The sequence below is a fragment of the Micromonospora sp. DT47 genome (assembly GCF_049844475.1).
GTDB lineage: Bacteria > Actinomycetota > Actinomycetes > Mycobacteriales > Micromonosporaceae > Micromonospora.
On the sequence record NZ_JBNCLC010000016.1, the window covers coordinates 71,567 to 88,499 of the forward strand.

General features: G+C 68.6%; 18 protein-coding genes. 11 read left to right on the top strand and 7 right to left on the bottom strand.

From position 1 onward, the window contains the following. Positions 1-42: 42 nt before the first annotated feature. From ACLQ2U_RS22460 to hemC, 3 genes are all read left to right on the top strand, one after another. A complete protein-coding gene (locus ACLQ2U_RS22460; protein WP_425752706.1) occupies positions 43-345 on the top strand; it encodes a hypothetical protein in 303 nt (100 codons plus the stop codon). Positions 346-436: 91 nt separating this feature from the next. Beyond that, on the top strand, positions 437-856 hold the full coding sequence (locus ACLQ2U_RS22465; protein WP_425752707.1) for a barstar family protein: 420 nt from the start codon (positions 437-439) through the stop codon (positions 854-856). Positions 857-1,156: 300 nt separating this feature from the next. Next, positions 1,157-2,098, top strand: coding sequence for a hydroxymethylbilane synthase (gene hemC / locus ACLQ2U_RS22470; protein ID WP_425752708.1), 942 nt, complete (start codon positions 1,157-1,159; stop codon positions 2,096-2,098). Positions 2,099-2,392: 294 nt separating this feature from the next. Here hemC and ACLQ2U_RS22475 read toward each other — a convergent pair whose 3' ends face one another. Next, positions 2,393-3,115, bottom strand: a complete 723-nt coding sequence (locus ACLQ2U_RS22475) for a VOC family protein (protein WP_425752709.1) — start codon at positions 3,113-3,115, stop codon at positions 2,393-2,395. A 566-nt stretch (positions 3,116-3,681) separates the two neighbouring features. Here ACLQ2U_RS22475 and ACLQ2U_RS22480 point away from each other — a divergent pair. The 3 genes from ACLQ2U_RS22480 (at position 3,682) to ACLQ2U_RS22490 (ending at position 6,528) form a co-directional block, all read left to right on the top strand. Beyond that, entirely contained in the window at positions 3,682-4,311 is a 630-nt protein-coding gene (locus ACLQ2U_RS22480; RefSeq protein ID WP_425752710.1) for a hypothetical protein, read from the top strand. Between the two features lie 707 nt (positions 4,312-5,018). Continuing rightward, positions 5,019-5,420: a DUF805 domain-containing protein gene (locus ACLQ2U_RS22485; RefSeq protein WP_425752711.1), complete on the top strand. Its 402-nt coding sequence runs from the start codon at positions 5,019-5,021 to the stop codon at positions 5,418-5,420. A gap of 289 nt (positions 5,421-5,709) precedes the next feature. Continuing rightward, positions 5,710-6,528 carry a CPCC family cysteine-rich protein gene (locus ACLQ2U_RS22490; RefSeq protein ID WP_425752712.1) on the top strand — a complete coding sequence of 273 codons (819 nt, stop codon included), beginning with the start codon at positions 5,710-5,712 and terminating at the stop codon, positions 6,526-6,528. A gap of 260 nt (positions 6,529-6,788) precedes the next feature. On the opposite strand, the gene ACLQ2U_RS22495 is transcribed toward ACLQ2U_RS22490, so the two are convergent. After that, positions 6,789-7,520, bottom strand: a complete 732-nt coding sequence (locus ACLQ2U_RS22495; RefSeq protein ID WP_425752713.1) for an SHOCT domain-containing protein — start codon at positions 7,518-7,520, stop codon at positions 6,789-6,791. A gap of 292 nt (positions 7,521-7,812) precedes the next feature. Between ACLQ2U_RS22495 and ACLQ2U_RS22500 the strand changes: the two genes are divergently transcribed. Then, positions 7,813-8,280: a hypothetical protein gene (locus tag ACLQ2U_RS22500; protein WP_425752714.1), complete on the top strand. Its 468-nt coding sequence runs from the start codon at positions 7,813-7,815 to the stop codon at positions 8,278-8,280. Between the two features lie 123 nt (positions 8,281-8,403). On the opposite strand, the gene ACLQ2U_RS22505 is transcribed toward ACLQ2U_RS22500, so the two are convergent. Beyond that, on the bottom strand, positions 8,404-8,808 hold the full coding sequence (locus ACLQ2U_RS22505) for an MmcQ/YjbR family DNA-binding protein (protein WP_425752715.1): 405 nt from the start codon (positions 8,806-8,808) through the stop codon (positions 8,404-8,406). A gap of 212 nt (positions 8,809-9,020) precedes the next feature. Here ACLQ2U_RS22505 and ACLQ2U_RS22510 point away from each other — a divergent pair, with 212 nt between their 5' ends. Both ACLQ2U_RS22510 and ACLQ2U_RS22515 read left to right on the top strand, forming a co-directional pair. Further along, complete coding sequence (locus ACLQ2U_RS22510; protein WP_425752716.1) at positions 9,021-10,493, top strand: tetratricopeptide repeat protein; 1,473 nt, start codon at positions 9,021-9,023, stop codon at positions 10,491-10,493. Positions 10,494-10,665: 172 nt separating this feature from the next. Then, positions 10,666-11,451: a PhzF family phenazine biosynthesis protein gene (locus ACLQ2U_RS22515; RefSeq protein WP_425752717.1), complete on the top strand. Its 786-nt coding sequence runs from the start codon at positions 10,666-10,668 to the stop codon at positions 11,449-11,451. Between the two features lie 131 nt (positions 11,452-11,582). Here the strand turns inward: ACLQ2U_RS22515 and ACLQ2U_RS22520 are convergent, their stop codons facing one another. The 3 genes from ACLQ2U_RS22520 to ACLQ2U_RS22530 form a co-directional block, all read right to left on the bottom strand. After that, positions 11,583-11,765 carry a hypothetical protein gene (locus ACLQ2U_RS22520; RefSeq protein ID WP_319461423.1) on the bottom strand — a complete coding sequence of 61 codons (183 nt, stop codon included), beginning with the start codon at positions 11,763-11,765 and terminating at the stop codon, positions 11,583-11,585. Then, on the bottom strand, positions 11,762-12,430 hold the full coding sequence (locus ACLQ2U_RS22525; RefSeq protein ID WP_425752719.1) for a hypothetical protein: 669 nt from the start codon (positions 12,428-12,430) through the stop codon (positions 11,762-11,764). The genes ACLQ2U_RS22520 and ACLQ2U_RS22525 overlap by 4 nt, the downstream gene beginning before the upstream one ends. A 361-nt stretch (positions 12,431-12,791) precedes the next feature. Continuing rightward, positions 12,792-13,502, bottom strand: a complete 711-nt coding sequence (locus tag ACLQ2U_RS22530) for a hypothetical protein (RefSeq protein ID WP_425752720.1) — start codon at positions 13,500-13,502, stop codon at positions 12,792-12,794. 138 nt (positions 13,503-13,640) lie between these two features. Here ACLQ2U_RS22530 and ACLQ2U_RS22535 point away from each other — a divergent pair, with 138 nt between their 5' ends. Then, positions 13,641-13,919, top strand: a complete 279-nt coding sequence (locus ACLQ2U_RS22535) for a hypothetical protein (RefSeq protein ID WP_425752721.1) — start codon at positions 13,641-13,643, stop codon at positions 13,917-13,919. Here ACLQ2U_RS22535 and ACLQ2U_RS22540 read toward each other — a convergent pair. Then, positions 13,906-15,000, bottom strand: a complete 1,095-nt coding sequence (locus tag ACLQ2U_RS22540; protein WP_425752722.1) for a winged helix DNA-binding domain-containing protein — start codon at positions 14,998-15,000, stop codon at positions 13,906-13,908. The two genes, ACLQ2U_RS22535 and ACLQ2U_RS22540, sit on opposite strands and share 14 nt — an antisense overlap. A gap of 527 nt (positions 15,001-15,527) precedes the next feature. On the opposite strand from ACLQ2U_RS22540, the gene ACLQ2U_RS22545 reads away from it, so the two are divergent. Next, on the top strand, positions 15,528-16,793 hold the full coding sequence (locus ACLQ2U_RS22545) for an MFS transporter (protein ID WP_425752765.1): 1,266 nt from the start codon (positions 15,528-15,530) through the stop codon (positions 16,791-16,793). Positions 16,794-16,933 lie beyond the last annotated feature (140 nt).

Sequence of the window (16,933 nt, forward strand, 5' to 3'; positions counted from 1 at the left end):
GGACTCGTGCAGCTCCGAGGTCGTCTCCGTCACGAAACGGCCGTGTACGGCAACCAGGCTCGGGGAGTCGGCACGCTACAGACTCTGACCGACCCAGAAGCCAACCACTGGGGTGGTGGGAAGAACCCGGAGTGCGAGGTCTGGGCCGGCGCCCTCAATCACGCGGACCTGGACGCGCTACTCACCCAGATTCGGGCGGTGCCCTGGCGCTACCCCCAGCGGGTACAGGTGTTCCTGATGGACCAGGAGGAGTCCTACTTCCGGCTGTACATGTTCCGCGATGGCACCTGGAATCAGTACGCCCCGCCGCCTCCCCCCGACGCCGATGATCAGCATGCCTGGTAAGCCTCACCGAGTACGGCGGTGCACTCGACACGAAGGTAGCGCTCGGTCGGCGGCAGATCCGGATGCTGTGCGTCGCGCCCATACTTGCACCGTGACCAACCAGAGCGATGCCCTTCCCGTGCTCGTCATCGACGGAGCCTCGTTCGTCGACTTCGCCGGCTTCGTACGCGAGTTCTCGCAGCTGCTTTGTCACGGCACCTGGAACGGAAGCCTCGATGCCTTAAACGACATCCTCCGCGGAGGCTTCGGCACCCCCGAGACCGGCTGGGTACTCAAGTGGGTCAACTCTGACTCGTCCCGGGTCGCGCTCGGTTATGACGCGACGGTCCGATGGCTGGAGCAGATCCTCCTCACCTGCCACCCATCGCACCGCGCGAGCATCGAGGCCAGGGTCAGCGACGCACAGCGTGGCCAAGGGCAGACGCTGTTCGGCATAATCGTAGAGATCATCCACGATCACGGCCCAGGCGGCAGCGAATCCGAGGACGGCATCGTCCTCGAGTTGCTCTAAACCGTTCGGGTCCGACCTCCTGACCGTTGTCGCCCGACCCCAGCGGCATCCGCTCACCAGGTCCACGCCTCCGCTGGCCGCGGCTCCCAGCGACGCGCTCCGCGGCAGATTCGGAAGCCGGTGCCGATCCGTGCGGCGGGTAGGGCGTCGCTGATCATTGACCGGGGTCGTTAGTCTGCGTCGGTGGTGCGATTCCGACGAGCTTGGTAAGAAATCTATCGAGGGATCCGGCCGGTGGTCATGGGATGGGCATCCGGCCTGGTCGTCGGCGCCTGTATCCAGCGGACTACCCTCGCCGGTATGTCCGACTCCCGCCTGCTGCGTATCGGTACCCGCAACTCCCCGATGGCGCTGGCCCAAGTCGAGCGGGTCCGCGCGATGCTCGCCGACCGGCACCCCGAGGTCACCGTGGACGTGATGTCGATGTCGACCAGCGGGGACCGGTGGCACGGCGACCTGGCCGCACTGGGTGGCAAGGGGGCGTTCACCAAGGAGGTGGACGCCGCCCTGGTCGCCGGGGACGTCGACCTGGTGGTGCACTGCGTCAAGGACGTACCCGGGGACCGGCCGGCACCAGCCGGCACGGTGATGGCCGCCTACCTCACCCGCGACGACGTCCGGGACTGCCTCGTACACCCGGGCGGACTGCGCATCGAGCAGCTGCCCGCCGGCACCCGGATCGGTACCTCCGCGGTCCGGCGGGTCGCGCAGCTGGCCCTGCACTGGCCGAACCTGGTGCCGGAGGCCATCCGTGGCAACGCGAACAGCCGGCTGGCAAAGCTCGACGCCGGCGAGACGTACGACGCGCTGCTGCTCGCGGTCTCCGGCCTGAAGCGGATCGGGCAGGCCGACCGGATCACCCACCCGATCGACGTCGACACGATGGTCCCGGCCGTCGGCTCCGGCACCCTGGTCCTGCAATGCCGCGACGACGACACCAGCACCCGTGACCTGGCCGCGAGCCTCAACGACCCGCGGACCGGGCAGGAGACCGTGGCCGAGCGGACCATGTTGCACATCCTGCAGGGCAACTGTCACTCCCCGATTGCTGCGCTCGCGCGCACCGAGCCCGACGGGCGCCTCGGCCTGCGGGCGAGAGTGATCAGCCTCGACGGCAAGACCGTGCTCGACGTGCACGAATGGGCGGCGGACCCGATCACCCTCGGGACCTCCGTCGCCGCGGCCCTGTTGCGCCAAGGCGCCCGTGACCTCCTCGATCTGCCTACCCACGAGTCGGCCTGACCGACCGTCAGATACCGTCGCCCCGAGCTCAACCCGAAGATCGCGGGCACGGGGCCGCAGCGCAGACCGGGCGTTACCGGATCTCGGCAGATCCGGTCGTTCAGCGACCGGTGAGCCGGCGCCCTGATCGCGGCAGATCCGGACGGTCTGACGATTTCAGGAACGCGAGCGAGCCGAACGACCTTGGCGGGGACTCACGCCCGGTGGCTCTTCGGTCGCGACCGGCATCATGTTGGCCTCTGCTAGCCGATGATCGCGACCTGCAGGGTCGCCGCCCACCCGGACCTGGTCGCGCTATCGGGGGGTCAACACAGAGAACTCATTGCCATCGGGATCGGCCATCACCACCCAGCTGACCTCGCCCTGGCCGATGTCGATTCGAGTCGCCCCGAGAGAGACGAGCCGGTCGACCTCCGCTTGCTGATCGCCGTGGACAGGTGGAGCGAGGTCGAAATGCAGCCGGTTCTTCCCGGTCTTCGGCATCAGTGGCGGACCGCCCCAGGCGATCTTCGTACCGCCGCGCGGCGACTGGATCGCGGTCTCCTGGTCCTGGTCCCAGACCAACGGCCAGCCCAGCGCTTCGCTCCAGAAGTACCCGACGTCCTGCGAACCGTCGCACGCAAGCTCTCCGACGAATCCGCAGTCGGCGAGGAAGTTGTTGTCCGGCTCGATGACGCAGAACTCATTGCCTTCGGGGTCGGCGAGCACCACGTGCTCATCCTCCGGGCGTTGACCGATGTCGAGGTGCCGGCCGCCGAGCCCGAGCGCCCGAGCCACCGTCTGCTGCTGGTCGTCGAGGGAGGTGCTCGTCAGGTGGAGGTGCATCTGGTTCTGGCCGGCCTTCTGCTCCTGGCTCGAGAGAAATCGGATCCGGAACCCGGTGTCATCGCTCGGCAGGAGGGCGATGCCGTCGTGGGGATCGTCGGCCATCTCCCAGCCCAGGACGCCGGCCCAGAAGCGCGCGAGACGGAGCGGGTCGTTCGCATCGAAGCAGAGTGCAAAAAGGTGAGTAGTCATCCCGCTCCGCATCTCCGATCTGCTGACTCATAGCCGCAAACACGGCACGTCCGCCCTGCCCATGAGGAAAGCAACGCTAAGGCGCTCGGGGCCTGCGACGCAACGCGAATATCAGAGGGCGACGCTCTCGCGCGCGATCGTGTGCGGGAGCGTCGCCCACCGACACCTGGTCGTCCTCCAGGTTTGATGTGACCCAGTCGACGCGTCCGAGCACGGTCCCCTGGCTGGCGACGTACGACGCCGGCTGCCTCGACCCGGCCAGCCACTGCGCCAGACTGGCGTGGAGGCTGCCGGTCACGGGATCCTCGCCGACGTTGAGTCACGGGACGAACGCCCGCACCTCCGCTTCGGAGCTCCCTGGTCGCCCGGGCGGGGAGTAGGCCCGACGAGGCCGAGCTCGACATCACCGAACCTCGCCAGGTCGGGGCGGCATGCGCACAGGGCCGAACGGCTTGATCTGTTCACCCGACCGGAACTCGGCAGATCCGGTCGTTCAGCGACCGGTGAGCCGGCGCCCTGATCGCGGCATGAGTAGCCCTGTGTCAAGCCCCTGGCTGGAGAACGGTTTGGAGGGCGCCGTGTTTGTTTGTGTGGTAGGGCATGCGGTCCTGCCCGCATCGCCAGATGATGTGCAGCCAGGCGCGGGCGAGGATGCGTACGGCGTGGGGGTGGTCGTGGCCGCGGGCTCGGGCGCGTTGGTAGAGGTCGGCCGTTCAGGGGTTGGCGTGGTGAGAGTCGCCGGCGAAGTCGATGACGGCGCCGTGCAGCTGTTTGTCGACGGCCCACCGGATCGTGACGACCTTGACTTTGCCGGACTGGCGGGTGGAGGGCGCGGCGTCGGCCAAGCAGGTCAGGGCTTGTGGGGTGGGGAAGCGTCCTCGGGCATTGCCGATCTCGGCGAGCAGGCGGGTGGCACGTACGGTTCCGGAGCGGGGCAGCGAGGTGAAGATCGCCGCGTCGGGATGAGCGGAGAGCTGTTCGGCGATCTGGTCGTCGAGGGCGCGGATTTGCTCGGTGATGGCTTTCAGGGCGGCGACCAGGGCGAGGGTTATGCCAGCCCGCGGGGAGGCGTCGGGACCGGATGTGCCGGCAGGGGCCGCGGTCAGGTGCGCGTGCAGTTGAGCGGCACCCGGTGGTCCCAGGACACGACAGCCGGTCGCTCACTGATCGGCGCTCGATGGCGCAAAGCCCTGTAGCCAGTCGGCATGTCCTGGACCACCGGGCCTCGCAGAACTCATGCAGGACCTCGAGCGGTCAAGCGGACGAGGCGATGACCCGGTGGGGACCAGGGTGCACCGGCAACCCCGTCGCCGCCGGCACGATCACCATGCCGCAAAAGGTCACCAGCACGAACAGGCTCCCCCAGTGAGCGTGCGCTGCATAGACGGCTCCAAAGTCAGGCCCACTCACCCTGAATCCAGCTAGCGTCAAGAACCACAGGAACCGACAATTGCACCATGATCGACTATCGTTGCTCGGCTGCGGCCAGCGCTGCACGACCGATCTCCCAGAACGAGTTGATGAGCCCTTCCACCTCTGTGCTGCAAAGGCCACCTGGGAGTCGCTTCCACCGGAGACACGGCGGGCGGTCGATGCGGCGATCACTCGTGGAGCGATACCTGGTCTCCTGGCGATGCGAGAAGCCAACCCGCCGATCCTGCTGCCCCAGGCCATGGACGTGCACCAGTTCCGCTCCAACGCCGGACTGAGTGACGCACCGGTTGCCGAGTAGCCGCCTCACGTTGGGTAACGAGGGATTCGCGGCAGATGCGGATGTTCGTCTTGTTGGCGTGGCGGCTTCTATTCGTCGGCGGCTGCTCGGCCGTTGACCCCCGGTGGGGCGATCTGCTTGGCTGCGTCCGCGACGACCTTGCAACTCCCACTCGAGAGACCGGAGACAGTTATGTCCTTCACTGCCGCGATCAGGTCGGTTCTTACTCAGTACGTCGGCTTCACGGGTCGGGCCCGCCGGTCTGAGTACTGGTGGTTCGCCCTGTTCACCGTCCTTGTTGGTCTTGCCGCTGCCATCTTGGATAGTGTGCTGGGAACGACTCTCGGGTCGGACGGGTCCACCGGTGTCATCGGCATCATCGTCAACCTGGCGCTGCTGCTGCCGACGCTGGCGGTCGCGATGCGACGCTTGCACGACACCGACCGGTCGGGGTGGTGGCTGCTGATCGGACTGGTGCCGATCGTGGGCGCCATCGTCCTGCTGGTGTTCTTTGTGTTGAACAGCACGCCCGGGGCGAACCGTTTCGGCACCAACCCCAAGGAGCGGCCGCTGCCCGCGCCCAGCATCGCGTGACCATCCCAAAATCTTGACCGCCTGGCGTCGCTTGCCAGCTTCAAGTGCAGCAGGCTGGCCGGTTTGCCTCACCACCGGCCAGCCAACTCTTGCCCGGAGCGGACCGGGCGGGCGCCGCCTCGCGATCTGCGGCATGAGCGCGCACCACGGCGACCCGATCGGTGGCACGTGTCTGAGCGGATAGCGGGCCGGACGGTGCGTCATGCGAACCGCGTGGTGACGTGGGGCGAGCCGTTGCCGATGCAATCGAAGCCGCTGGTGCGGCACGGGTGTCGGGCACACTGATCGCATGGACCTCCCGTACCCGTGTGTCTGTTGCGGCTACCGAACGTTGGGGGATCCGCCGGGCTCACACGAAATCTGTCCGGTGTGCCGATGGGAGGACGATGTTTGCCAGTTACGTTGGCCGTACCGGGCGCGAGGTGCGAACAAATCCTCGTTGATCGACGCGCAACGCAACTTCGGCATGTACGGCGCCTGTGACGAGGACAGCCTCAACGAGAACCGAGCCGACCCGGCCGACTACGGCCGAGAACCGCACTGGCGGACGATCGACCTTCAGCGGGACCGTTTCGAGCCAGGCGGTGGCGCCCTGGCGGGATGGCCGAACGATCGGACGGTCCTGTACTGGTGGCGCCGACGCAGGGTCCGGGCTTGGTGGGACGACGTGCAGGGTATCGATCTCCCCGAACCGCCAGTGGACGACGCCGATCCAACCGCCTTCGCCGAGGCAGTCCGCGCAGTCGCATCCGTGGCAACCCCCGCCGATCCGGACAATCTCTCGGGCATATCGATCGACTTCGACCACTACCTGGCCCGGTGCCCTTCGATCCGGGAGGTGACCGTGACCACAGCCCCCGACCCGGCCCAGCAGATCACGGCTGTCTGTATCGCCGAGCCGGCGGCATCACCGACGCGTGTCGCGCAAGAGGTCGAGCAAACCTGGCTACGCGACCTGCGGTACCGCCACTGGGAAGTCCACCGGCTACGCACCACGGCGACCTCTGTCGAACTCGAAGTTGCCACCCGCGTCGATGAAGACGGTTACTACATCACAGGGCTGATCGTCGTGCGGTGGTCGCCCGCCCGGGGCACGGACCGTTCCTGAGAGCGGGCTCGCGCAACGTGTCGTCCGCTCGCGGAGTCTGATGGAGACGCTGTCGGCATCCTCAATTCGGCAAAGCAGGGCGTTCCCACCAGCGCCGGCCGGCTACAGGCGGTGACGGGTGCCCCGGAGTCGGCGCGCACGATCGGCGGCATGTGCGGGCGTTACCGCGGTGGCCGATGGCGGGAGGTGCGAGTGTGACCCTGAGGGCGCGCAGCTGCGTCTCCCGCCGGGTGGATACCAGCATGTCTGACGTGCTGGTATCAGGGGCCACCGAGCAGTTGCTGGCGAGCCGCAGCGAACTCCTCGTCGGTCAACTCGCCGCGTTGATGCTGCCGGACCAGCACCGACAGTTGGGAAATCTGGCCGATGATCGGACGGGCTGCCCCAGCGGCCGGCGCTGGCGCCGAGTCGGCCAGGTAATGAGTTGCTGGCGCCGAGTCGGCCAGGTAATGAGTTGCTGGCGGCGGTGCCAGCTGTCTGACCGGACGGAAGAAGCGGTTGGCTGAGGGTCGCGCGAGCAGCACGACGACGACGATCAGGGCGAGCATCGCGAAGAGGGCGAAGCCGGCGCTGAGGTACTGATAGGCCGGCGGGTACGCGGCCGGCAACCGCTGGACGAACGTGTGAGTTCCGGAGGCGTCACGGCTGAAGGCGGACACGTAGAAGATTCCGCTGAAAGCGGGCGTACCAGCTTGGCCGAGCCCGCAGAAGCTGCACATCAGGGACAGACCGATCGCGATCCAGGCGATGATGCGGCCCGCGAAGTGCCCCGCACGCACTGAGGCCGCGATACCCAGTAGGACCAGTGCTGCCACGGCGGTGATCAACGCCGCGACGTAGGGCAATACCGAGGCCAGTGGCTTGAGAGCGTCAAAGGCACGTGGGTCGACCTCGGAGGTGTTCAGTGCCTCCCGCACACGGTCCGGGTACGCAGCTGCCCCAGCGGCGACCGCTACCGCGTCTGCGAGATACCCGACGGCCACGACGGTCATCAGAGTCACTGCAATCGTTACCGACCGCGGCCGTCCACCGACCTCCGCCCGATCCACCATCGGCACTCCATTCTCAATGGTTGCCGGTGACGCTAGCAGCGGCCGTCGATGGGACGCGACCCGTCGAACGCCTCGACCACACTCTCATCGGCATGTCAGTGCACTGGCGCGCTGGGGCGTCGTAACGCTGCGTAGCGCGCGGATCGCGGCGCAGGCGGACGAATCCTGGGTTACAGCGGCGAGCGTTCGTTGGCAGGTCGACATCAGCTGATCGCCGATCCACACTGGGCGCATGGCAGTCGATGGGCCTGGTCAGCCCAAGTCAGCGAGTGCGGACTCGGTCGTGCGTGGCTGGGCAAACGACCGGGCGGGGCGTCTTGTCTTCACCGGCGAGTCGGGCATTCCCGATCCGCCGCTCGCCGCGGCGTTGCGTAATGTCGCCTGCTCCGCGCTGGTAGGCGTCCTCGTCGGCGTGGTGATCGTTCTGACGGCAGTTGGTCTCGGGTGGGACGAGGACGCTGGCGTGGCCGCCCTCGCCGCCTTCGGGATGCCGCGGATTCGCCGAGGGTATCGGCTGCGAGCAGTACTCGCCTTCACGGTCACAACTGCAGGATGCCTTGTAGCTGGCATCCTTCTCGGTCGCTGGCTGCCGGCGCCGTGGGACTTCTTCTTCCCGCTGGCCTTTGCCTTGATCGTCGGCAGTCTGGCGGGGACGGCCGCCGCCTACTTGCCGTGGCAGCCTGACGAACAAAGAGGATAGGAGGATCGCCAACCCGAGCGGACACCCGCTGTCGCCACGCCGGCGATCTCATCGCGGCAGATCCGTGCGTCTGGCCGGCCGGGCTGTCGTGGCGGTCATCGCTCCTTATGGCCTCGGCCGGCATCATGGTCGGGACCGCCGGGAGTCGAGCACAGCAACCCTGCGTGACCCGGCCGTACGTCGGTAGCTGGCGTCGAGTAGCTCGTCGACCTCATCCCAGTCGGTGTCGCCGGTCAGGTCCACCCCGATCCACCCGTAGGCACCCAGGTAGGCCGGCACGTAGCAGCGGTCTTCCTCCAACAGCGCCTCACCCTCGTCGGGATCGACCAGCACGAGCATCGAATGTTCATGCTGCCGATAGACGCCGTCGACTTTCACCGATCCCCCGTAGTAGGCGAAGACCTTGGTGGTGAAGAAGGCGGGATGCCCGTGGGAGATCTTCTCGGCCGCGTCAGGGAAGGCCAGGGCGAGCGCCCGCAGTCGGCTCAGGAGCGGGTCTGCCTCGTCAAACATGATGGGGTGCGGCATATCAAAAGGTAAGCACACGGTGGACGGCTGTGGCGCCCTGCCGGCGGTAACCTGCACCAGCCGCCGCGGTCGACCTGCGGCTCGCACGGCGCCATCATCGCGGCAGATGCGGATGTCCGATCATGGTTGGTTGATCGCGCCGGGCGGGGCCTTGCTCGATGTGTTCCCAGGGGTACGCGAACCCTAGTAGGCAGGCCCTAAACTTGCGGCTCGTGACGACACCCCTCACTCCGGTCGAGGTGGCCTTCGCGCTGTTGCGGGAGGGTCGCATGGGCGACGCCGAGAACCTCATGACGCGCGAGCTGCAGGCCGTCACGGACAAACATGGTCACGGCAGCCCGGAATGGGCCTCGGCCCAGTGTGACCTCGGCAATGTGCTGCTCAACGCCGATCAATGCGACCGTGCGATCGAGTGCTACCGCCGCGCCGTCTCCGCGACGCCGCGCGATCACGAGTCCCGCAAGGACCAGTTGACCTACCGACTCAATCTGGGCTTGGCGCTGCGCACGGCCGGACGACTCGACGAGGCCGAGACGGAGTTACGCCGGGGCGTTCAGGAGCGGCTCGCCTTCTACGGTCGCGAGCATGCCGGGTACGCGTTCGGCCTCGAACCGCTGGCGGACCTGCTGCGGCAGCGTGGCGACGTGGCAGGTGCCCGGCAGGTCGTCGAGGAGGCGGTGGCCAATCTGTGGCGCAACGGGCACGAGCGGGTGGCCTCCGCGTTGGCGCTGCGAGCAGCGATTGTGCACGCCGGTGGCATCCGCGAGCCGCTCTTCGTGGGCCTGCACCAACTGCCGGACGAGGTCGTCGAGCAGGTCGGGCGAGTCGTCACCCAGATGCTGGACCACGACGATCCGGCATCCAAGCCCTTGCTTGCCTCCCTGGTCACCGCGTTGGAGGAGCGGCTCGGCATTGACCACCAGGCGACGCTCAACGCCTTGTCCGCGCTGGCGAACCTCGGCCGTGATGTCGGTGACCAGGCGGGGCGGGTTGATGCGATCGAGCGCGTGCTCGCTTCGTACGACCGCCAGGGCCGGCAGGAGGAGGCGCTGATGGCAGCGCTCGGCTTGGCGATGGCCCAGGACGAAGCCGGCGATGCCGAGGCGCTGCGCACGTACGCGTCGGCGCACGCGAGGGCGGAGCGCATCGGTCGTCCGGAGCTGCGGAGTCAGGTCCTGCGCAACTGGGGTCTCGCGCTGAAGGAGGCCGGCCAGGTGGGCCCGGCGGAGCAACGACTGACCGAGGCAGTGAGCCAGGCGCGCCGCGGCACCGACCATGACACGGTCGGGCGGTCCTGCATCGCCCTCGGTCTGTTCCTCCAGCATGAGGCACGGCTGTCGGAGGCCCGCACGGTCCTGGAGGAAGGCCTGACCGTCATGGATCCCCTACACCCGGACGCGATCATCGGCCGCAGCCACCTCGGTGCGGTCCTGGATGGCCGCACCTGCGGGTGCGGCGACATGGCGGGCACGATCGCCGACGCGTTCCGCGAGTTCGTCATTACCAGGCTTCCTGCGGACCTGCTCGACCGCCTCGACGTGGCGATCGTGGACGGCGACTTCAAGATCGATGTCGGGCTGCGGCGAGAACCGACCGAGTCCGAGCTCGAGCGGCTCAACGACGTCTTCCAGACCGCTCACGCGGAATTCCGCCGCCGGCTCAGCGAGCCCCGCTACGCCGGCTGACCGCCCGACTGCCGTTGCGCGGTGGCCCGGTGGAGACCAGGTGCGCCGACGACCGGAGATCGCCGGCACCAGACACGGTGCCCGACGAGACCGCCGACAGGAAGAGTCTGCGCAGTGAGCGGACGGCGACCGGTGTCGTCCTGCGGATGTCGCGCTCCCTACGCTGTGGGCCATGCGGGTCCCGATCTTCCAGCTCGACGCCTTCACCACTCGCCGCTTCGCCGGCAACCCGGCCGCCGTGGTGGTGCTGGACCGGTTTCTCGATGACGCTCTGCTGCAGGCCGTGGCCGCGGAGAACAACCTCGCCGAGACGGCGTTCGTCGTGCTGTCCGAGGGCCGGTACCGGCTGCGCTGGTTCACGCCGACGGTGGAGGTGCCGCTGTGCGGGCACGCGACCCTGGCGGCGGGCGCCGTTGTCGTCGAGCGTCTGGAGCCCGGCCGCGACAGCGTCACGTTCGACACCGCCAGCGGGCCGCTGACGGTCGAGTGCGAGGGCGCCGGATATCGGATGGACCTGCCGGCTCGCACGGTGCGCGCCGTGCCGCTGCCGCCGGCGTTGTCGGCCGCGCTCGGCGTCACACCGGTGGAGACGGCGATCGACGGGAACAACTACCTCGCCCTGCTCCCCGGGGCCGACGACGTCCGGTTGCTCGAACCCGACCTCGCCGCGATCGCCCGGCTGGACCGGACCGGGGTCGTGGTGACCGCCGCCGGTGACGGCACGCACGACTTCGTCAGCCGGTACTTCGCACCGGCCAAGGGCATCCCCGAGGATCCGGTGACCGGCGGAGCGCACTGTGCGCTGGTGCCGTTCTGGGCGGCACGGACGGGCAAGGACACCTTCTTCGCGTACCAGGCGTCGCGGCGCGGCGGTGAGCTGGCCTGCCGGCTCGTCGGCGACCGGGTGCAGCTGCACGGCTCGTGCGCGTTCTACCTCGAGGGCCACATCGAGCTCTGAAGGCCCCCGCGCGGTGCGATCGCCCGCTCATCGGCTAGATCCGGTTGTTCAGCGACCGGTGATCCGGCGCCCTGATCGCGGCATAAGCGTGCATTCGATCAACCTTCGAACCGAGTATGAGGCCCGTGTGATCACCAATGGGCGAGGATCCGCGTGACGGGGCGGCCGAGAAGGACGGCCACGTCAGCGAGTTCCTGATCGTCGAGGTCGTACTTCGCGCGAGTCGCATTCATGGCGCTCACCTGTCGGCCGAGCGGGTCCACGACACCCGGCGGCTCTGGGTGCAGGACGCCGACGTTGTCGGCATCGGTCACCTCGGCTCGTGGGTCATCGCCGTTTGATCCAGTCGCCCAGGATCGGCTGGCGGTTCGCTGGTGGCCGACCGGCGGCCTCCGTAGGAGGCGACCAACGCGTCCGCCACGATCGCAGCGTCTGCCTCCGCCACGTCCGCCGGGTACTCCGGCAAGAGGTCGTCCCAGACGACCAGCCACGACCCGTACAGCTGGGCCTGTCCCTCGGGCCGGGCGAAGAACCAGATGTGCAGGTGTGCAGCACCGTCCCCGATGCGGTAGACGTGGGCCCGCGAGACGTGCGGCAGTGCCTGCATGTGGCGGACGATGCGTGTGTTTAACAGTCCCAGCTCGGCGGCCAGCTCATCGGGCAGGTCCGCCATGTCGTAGTGATCGCGCGGATATAGCATGAGCACCAGCGGCACGCCGACTCCCGTGATCTGGGCCAGCCGCCAGTGGTCGTCGAACCAGATTCCTTCGTCCCGGTTGCGACAGACGTTGCAGTCCGATGGGTCCTCGCCGTGCCGCGCCGGCTCGGGCAGAACCGGCGGGCGCAGCGGCGCGACGCGCAGCCCGTCCGGCTCGAACGGACTGATCTCCCACCCCGTCATACGTGCCAGCGGGAGCCGGCGCGCGCTATCCGCAGCGGCGACTGCGTGGTCATAGAACTCATCCGGTTGCAAGGCCATGATCCGCAGACTAGTACGACAGAGACTCTTCATATCTACAGGCTCAGTGTGCCGGCCGGGCGCCGTCCGGAGCAGGCCCGGCGCCCCACGCTCGGTGGCCCGGGTGAGCCCGAACATCCGCTCTTCGACACGACCGGACGCCGGATCGATCCGCTTGCCGTGACGCTGCGTAGCGCTCGGTCGGCGGCAGATCCGTGCACGTGACCTTGGATGACGCACGGCCGGTGGCGGATGGCGCAGTCGATCGTGTGAGTGTGGCGGCTACTCCTAGGCGCGGCACCTACGTGGTCGGCCCCGCGGGATAACCGCACCGCTGCGGTGAGCAATCCTCCTCGTGGTCCCCTGGGCGGTCGGCGTCGGATCAGATGCCGAGGGACCTTCGAGTGGCCTGGACGGTGGCGAACAACTCCTCGTAGCAGTCGAAGCCCCGCTCGATGCAGTCCATGTCGACCCCGCATTCGCGCTGTCGCGCCCGCAGCAGCGACTCATCCGCCACATACACCGGAAGGGTCAGGAAATCGACGTCGGGAACCCGTTCCCGGAGCATGGCGATGTCGTCCTGCACGCCTTCCCTGAACTGAAGCCAACCGTTGAGGCCGTCGTAGACGACCGCGCCGGCGGTGATCCCCTTCGTCCATCCGGTGAAGAGCGCGGCGAGACTGGTGGCGGCACGAGCCGAACCCCAGACATCGGGGGTGAACTCGTAGCGCCAGATCTCACCCTCGTGGTCGCCCGCGAGCACGAACGTGTAGACGAGCTGCTCGAAGTTGAACAGCCGCACTTGATGCCGCCACGGGAAGGGCGTGCCGATCGATATCGCCAGGGTGTCGAGTTCCTCGCCCCCGTCGGTCGGCCACGGCATGACCCATCCGCCGTTGGGCAGCAGCCGCCGGGGCGGCCATTCCTGCGACTGCAACCAGGTTAGCTGCTCGGCGACGTGGTCCACGTCGAAGAGCCGGTAGACCAGGTCGGGTGGCTGCCCGCCGGGCGATTCGGCGTGATCGGGCCAGTCAAGGCCCGCAGCCGTCGCCGCCGCGCGGTACTCCGCTACCGCGTCACGCAGGACGCGCATGTCATCGAGCATCACGGAGCTCCCGGCGGTGTGGGCGTCATGCACAGGCTAGCCCCGCCCCGCTGGCGCCTGGCATCCCGGAGCCTCGCAGGCGTTGATCGCCTGAACTGTTCTCGGCACGACCGTACGTTCGATGCGGTGCTCACCCGGCACACGCTGCACCAGCTCGGACTTCTGGAAGGCGGGAGCGCTCGACCGGATCGCCGGGATGCTGCGCCCGGGCGGCGTGCTGCGGCTGCGCGACCTGATCTACGATTTCCGGCCGGCCGAAGCCGACGCGCCGAGCACATCTGCACCGAGTACAGCACCTTCCCGTGGTTGCTGGAGCCGATGCTGGACGCGGCCGGCTTCGACGTCGCGGGCGTCACGTTCTCGCACCCCTGCTACGGCGCCTACACCTGCGTCAAGCGTCCGTGATCAAGACGTGGTTGGCGCACCGAGGGTCGGGCTGAAACATGGTCAGCAGGCTCTCGCCCTCGGCGACGACGGCGTCGCGCTCGCCTGTCGTGAGCGCGCGCAGCGGCGTGATCCGCAACGTCGCCGCGCCGTCGTCGACCGTGACCGCCCAGGTGCCCGCGACCCGGCCGTCGACCAGCAGGAAGCGGGCACCCGCGACGCTCAGCCCGCGATGCTCGGTGTCGATGACGCGGCTGCGGTCGTCGTAGCCGAGCACCGCGTTGTCGAACGCCGGCAGGAAGCGCGGCGGCGCCGGGGTCTCCGGGTCGGGCAGCGCGCCGTCGGGCACGTCGAGCAGCTCGCGGCCGCGCTCGTCGCGGAACGTCCGCAACCACGGTCGCAACCGCTGGACGGACTCGCGCAGCCCGCGCAGCCCCGACCAGGCGCGGATGTCAGCGCTGGCCGCTGGGCCGTAGGCGGCGAGGTAGCGCAGGACCAGCGCGTCGACGGTGGCCGGCGACTCCGGCTCCAGCGGGCGGCCCAGCCACGCCTCGATCGTGGTGTTGTACGCGGCGCCGCGCTCGCCCCAGACACCGCGGGGTGGCACCTGCACGAGCGGCACGAGCGTGCTGAGCGCGTCACCCAGCGAGCGCGGCTCCGCCCCCGGCCAGCGGTCGGCGATTGCGCGGGCCGCCTCGGTCAGCATGCGCGGCCGCTCCTCGAACAGCGGCCGGCCCAGTTTCGTCAGCTCGTCGAGGTCGACGCCGGGCAGCACCCGGCGCAGCGTTGACCACATCCGTGAGACCAGCATGGAGTGGTGCACGGGCCGCAGCGCGACGCAGTCGCGCGCGGTGACCAGGTGAAGGGTGCGGCGCATCAGCAGCGTGCGGACCGCCCGGCGGCTCAGCAGCAGCTCGGCCAGCGCCGGCGGCTGGAAGCCGGCCAGCCGGCTCCACAACCCGACGTACGGCTCCAGGGGCTCCTGCGCCTGCAACCCCACCAGGTGCTCGAGGGCCTCGGCGACCGGCATGTCGTGCCGCTGCAGCAGGAGCTGGCGGGCCAGGAGCGACCGGTTGAGGGTGCGGCGGTCGAGCACGCTCATGGCGGTGACGCTATCGCCCACCCCAGACACTTTCCCCTCCAACGTCGCCCAGTAGGTCACCGACGAACTCGTCACCACGTCGGCCTAAGAATCCAGCCGGAGAGGGAATCCCCGCATCGCGTCTCGCAGCCGTTGCAGAGCGACGAAGGGTTCGAGAGATCGACACACGCTCATCGTCACGTCCGGATGCATATGAGCTGGTTACCTTGCGTGACGAGCGCTTCGCGGCAGATGTGCGCACCCGATCATGCCAAGGCAACGGCGTCGCCCGCTGGCCGCGAACGCGACGAGCCATACCCACGCGATCGCCATGACAGCGTCTTGTGCCCTACTGCGACCCCACCGGTGGGGACTGTCGTTGCCCGCCGTGTCGACCTGTCCGGGCACGCCTGAAGGGTGCCGGGAGAGATCTGGACATCCCGGCGGATGCGGCCCTGCCACGCTCAGGCCCTCGCTGGGCCCCACGCCTTGATCCCGCGCCTTAGCGTGGCAGGGTGGCAGCACCCCGCATGGCACCGCCGTCGGAGATGAGCCGCCGGCTGACGTTCCTGTTCGCGTTGGCGGCGGGAGCGGCCATCGCCAACCTGTACTGGGCGCAGCCGCTGCTCAGCTTCATCGCAGGCGATCTACGCGCCGCGACCACGACGGCCGGCTGGCTCGTCACCGCGACGCAGGTCGGGTACGCCGTCGGCGTGCTGCTGCTCGTGCCGCTCGGCGACGTCCTCGACCGCCGCCGGTTCGTCCCGGTGATGCTGCTGACCTCGGCCGCCGCACTGCTGCTGTGCGCGCTGGCGCCGTCGATCGGCGTACTCCTCCTCGCACTGGGCGTGCTCGGCGTGACGACGATTTCCGGGCAGGTCCTCACACCGCTCGCCGGGGACCTGGCCGGCGACGCCCACCGCGGTCGGATCGTCGGCGCCATCGGGTCCGGGACCCTCACCGGTATCTTGGCCTCCCGCACGATCAGCGGGTTCGTCGCCGGCGCCGCCGGGTGGCGTACGATCTTCGCCCTCGCCGCGGTCGTCGCCGTCCTGCTCGCGGTCCTGCTCTACCGCGCGATTCCACCGCTGGCACCGCGGACGCGCATGCCATACCCGCAGCTCATCGCCTCGGTCGGCGCGGTGGTCATGCGCGAGCGGGCGGCCCGATGGACGCTGGTCCTGGCCGCCACAGGGTTCGCCGCGTTCTCGCTGTTCTGGACGGCGCTGACGTTCCTGCTCAGCGGCCCACCGTTCCGGTACCCGGTAGCGGTGATTGGGTTGTTCGGGTTGGCTGGCCTCGCTGGTGTCCTTTCCGGCCTGCACGGCGGTCGTCTGCACGACCGCGGTTGGTCGCTTCCGGCCACCGGCGCGGCCTGGGTACTGGCCCTCGGCGCCTTCGTCGTCGCGGCGTTCGCCGGCCGGTCCGTCGTACTTATCATCATCGTGATCATCATGATCGATGTTGCCCTCCAGACGCAGGCCCTCCTCAACCGGGCGCGGCTGTTCGCCCTCTCCCACGAGGCCCGCAGCCGGCTCAACACGGCGCTAGCCACCGGCAACTTCATCGGCGCTGCTATCGGCTCCGCCGCCGCGACCACGCTCTGGTCGGCGGGCGGCTGGACAGCGGTCACGATCACGGGAACGGCGCTCTGCTGCTTCGCGCTCACCGTGTGGGCGCTGGGACGTCGTGGTCCACTCGTGATCCGCTTCGCCGTGACGGACAGCGCTGTAACGGACCGCAGTGAAACCTCCCTCAACCGCGCGACATTCGCACGTATTGCTCGTAGTGCTCCAGAGTCGAACCCGCCATGACGCCCTCGTGCGCAGTCCACGCGTCCGCTTCTCGGCATGACCGCGCGATCAGCGGCAGATCCGGACGTTCGATCTTGGCCCCGGGGAAGCTGACAGGCATCGACGAAGCCAGCCAACACCGAGCAGGCCCCGCCTGCCGC

Coding starts and splice junctions, on each gene's coding strand:
- hemC (WP_425752708.1), top strand. CDS start 1,157: ATGTCCGACTCCCGCCTGCTGCGTATCGGTACCCGCAACTCCCCGATG.
- ACLQ2U_RS22475 (WP_425752709.1), bottom strand. CDS start 3,115: ATGACTACTCACCTTTTTGCACTCTGCTTCGATGCGAACGACCCGCTC.
- ACLQ2U_RS22485 (WP_425752711.1), top strand. CDS start 5,019: ATGTCCTTCACTGCCGCGATCAGGTCGGTTCTTACTCAGTACGTCGGC.
- ACLQ2U_RS22490 (WP_425752712.1), top strand. CDS start 5,710: ATGGACCTCCCGTACCCGTGTGTCTGTTGCGGCTACCGAACGTTGGGG.
- ACLQ2U_RS22495 (WP_425752713.1), bottom strand. CDS start 7,520: ATGACCGTCGTGGCCGTCGGGTATCTCGCAGACGCGGTAGCGGTCGCC.
- ACLQ2U_RS22500 (WP_425752714.1), top strand. CDS start 7,813: ATGGCAGTCGATGGGCCTGGTCAGCCCAAGTCAGCGAGTGCGGACTCG.
- ACLQ2U_RS22505 (WP_425752715.1), bottom strand. CDS start 8,808: ATGCCGCACCCCATCATGTTTGACGAGGCAGACCCGCTCCTGAGCCGA.
- ACLQ2U_RS22515 (WP_425752717.1), top strand. CDS start 10,666: ATGCGGGTCCCGATCTTCCAGCTCGACGCCTTCACCACTCGCCGCTTC.
- ACLQ2U_RS22525 (WP_425752719.1), bottom strand. CDS start 12,430: ATGGCCTTGCAACCGGATGAGTTCTATGACCACGCAGTCGCCGCTGCG.
- ACLQ2U_RS22530 (WP_425752720.1), bottom strand. CDS start 13,502: ATGCGCGTCCTGCGTGACGCGGTAGCGGAGTACCGCGCGGCGGCGACG.
- ACLQ2U_RS22540 (WP_425752722.1), bottom strand. CDS start 15,000: ATGAGCGTGCTCGACCGCCGCACCCTCAACCGGTCGCTCCTGGCCCGC.
- ACLQ2U_RS22545 (WP_425752765.1), top strand. CDS start 15,528: ATGAGCCGCCGGCTGACGTTCCTGTTCGCGTTGGCGGCGGGAGCGGCC.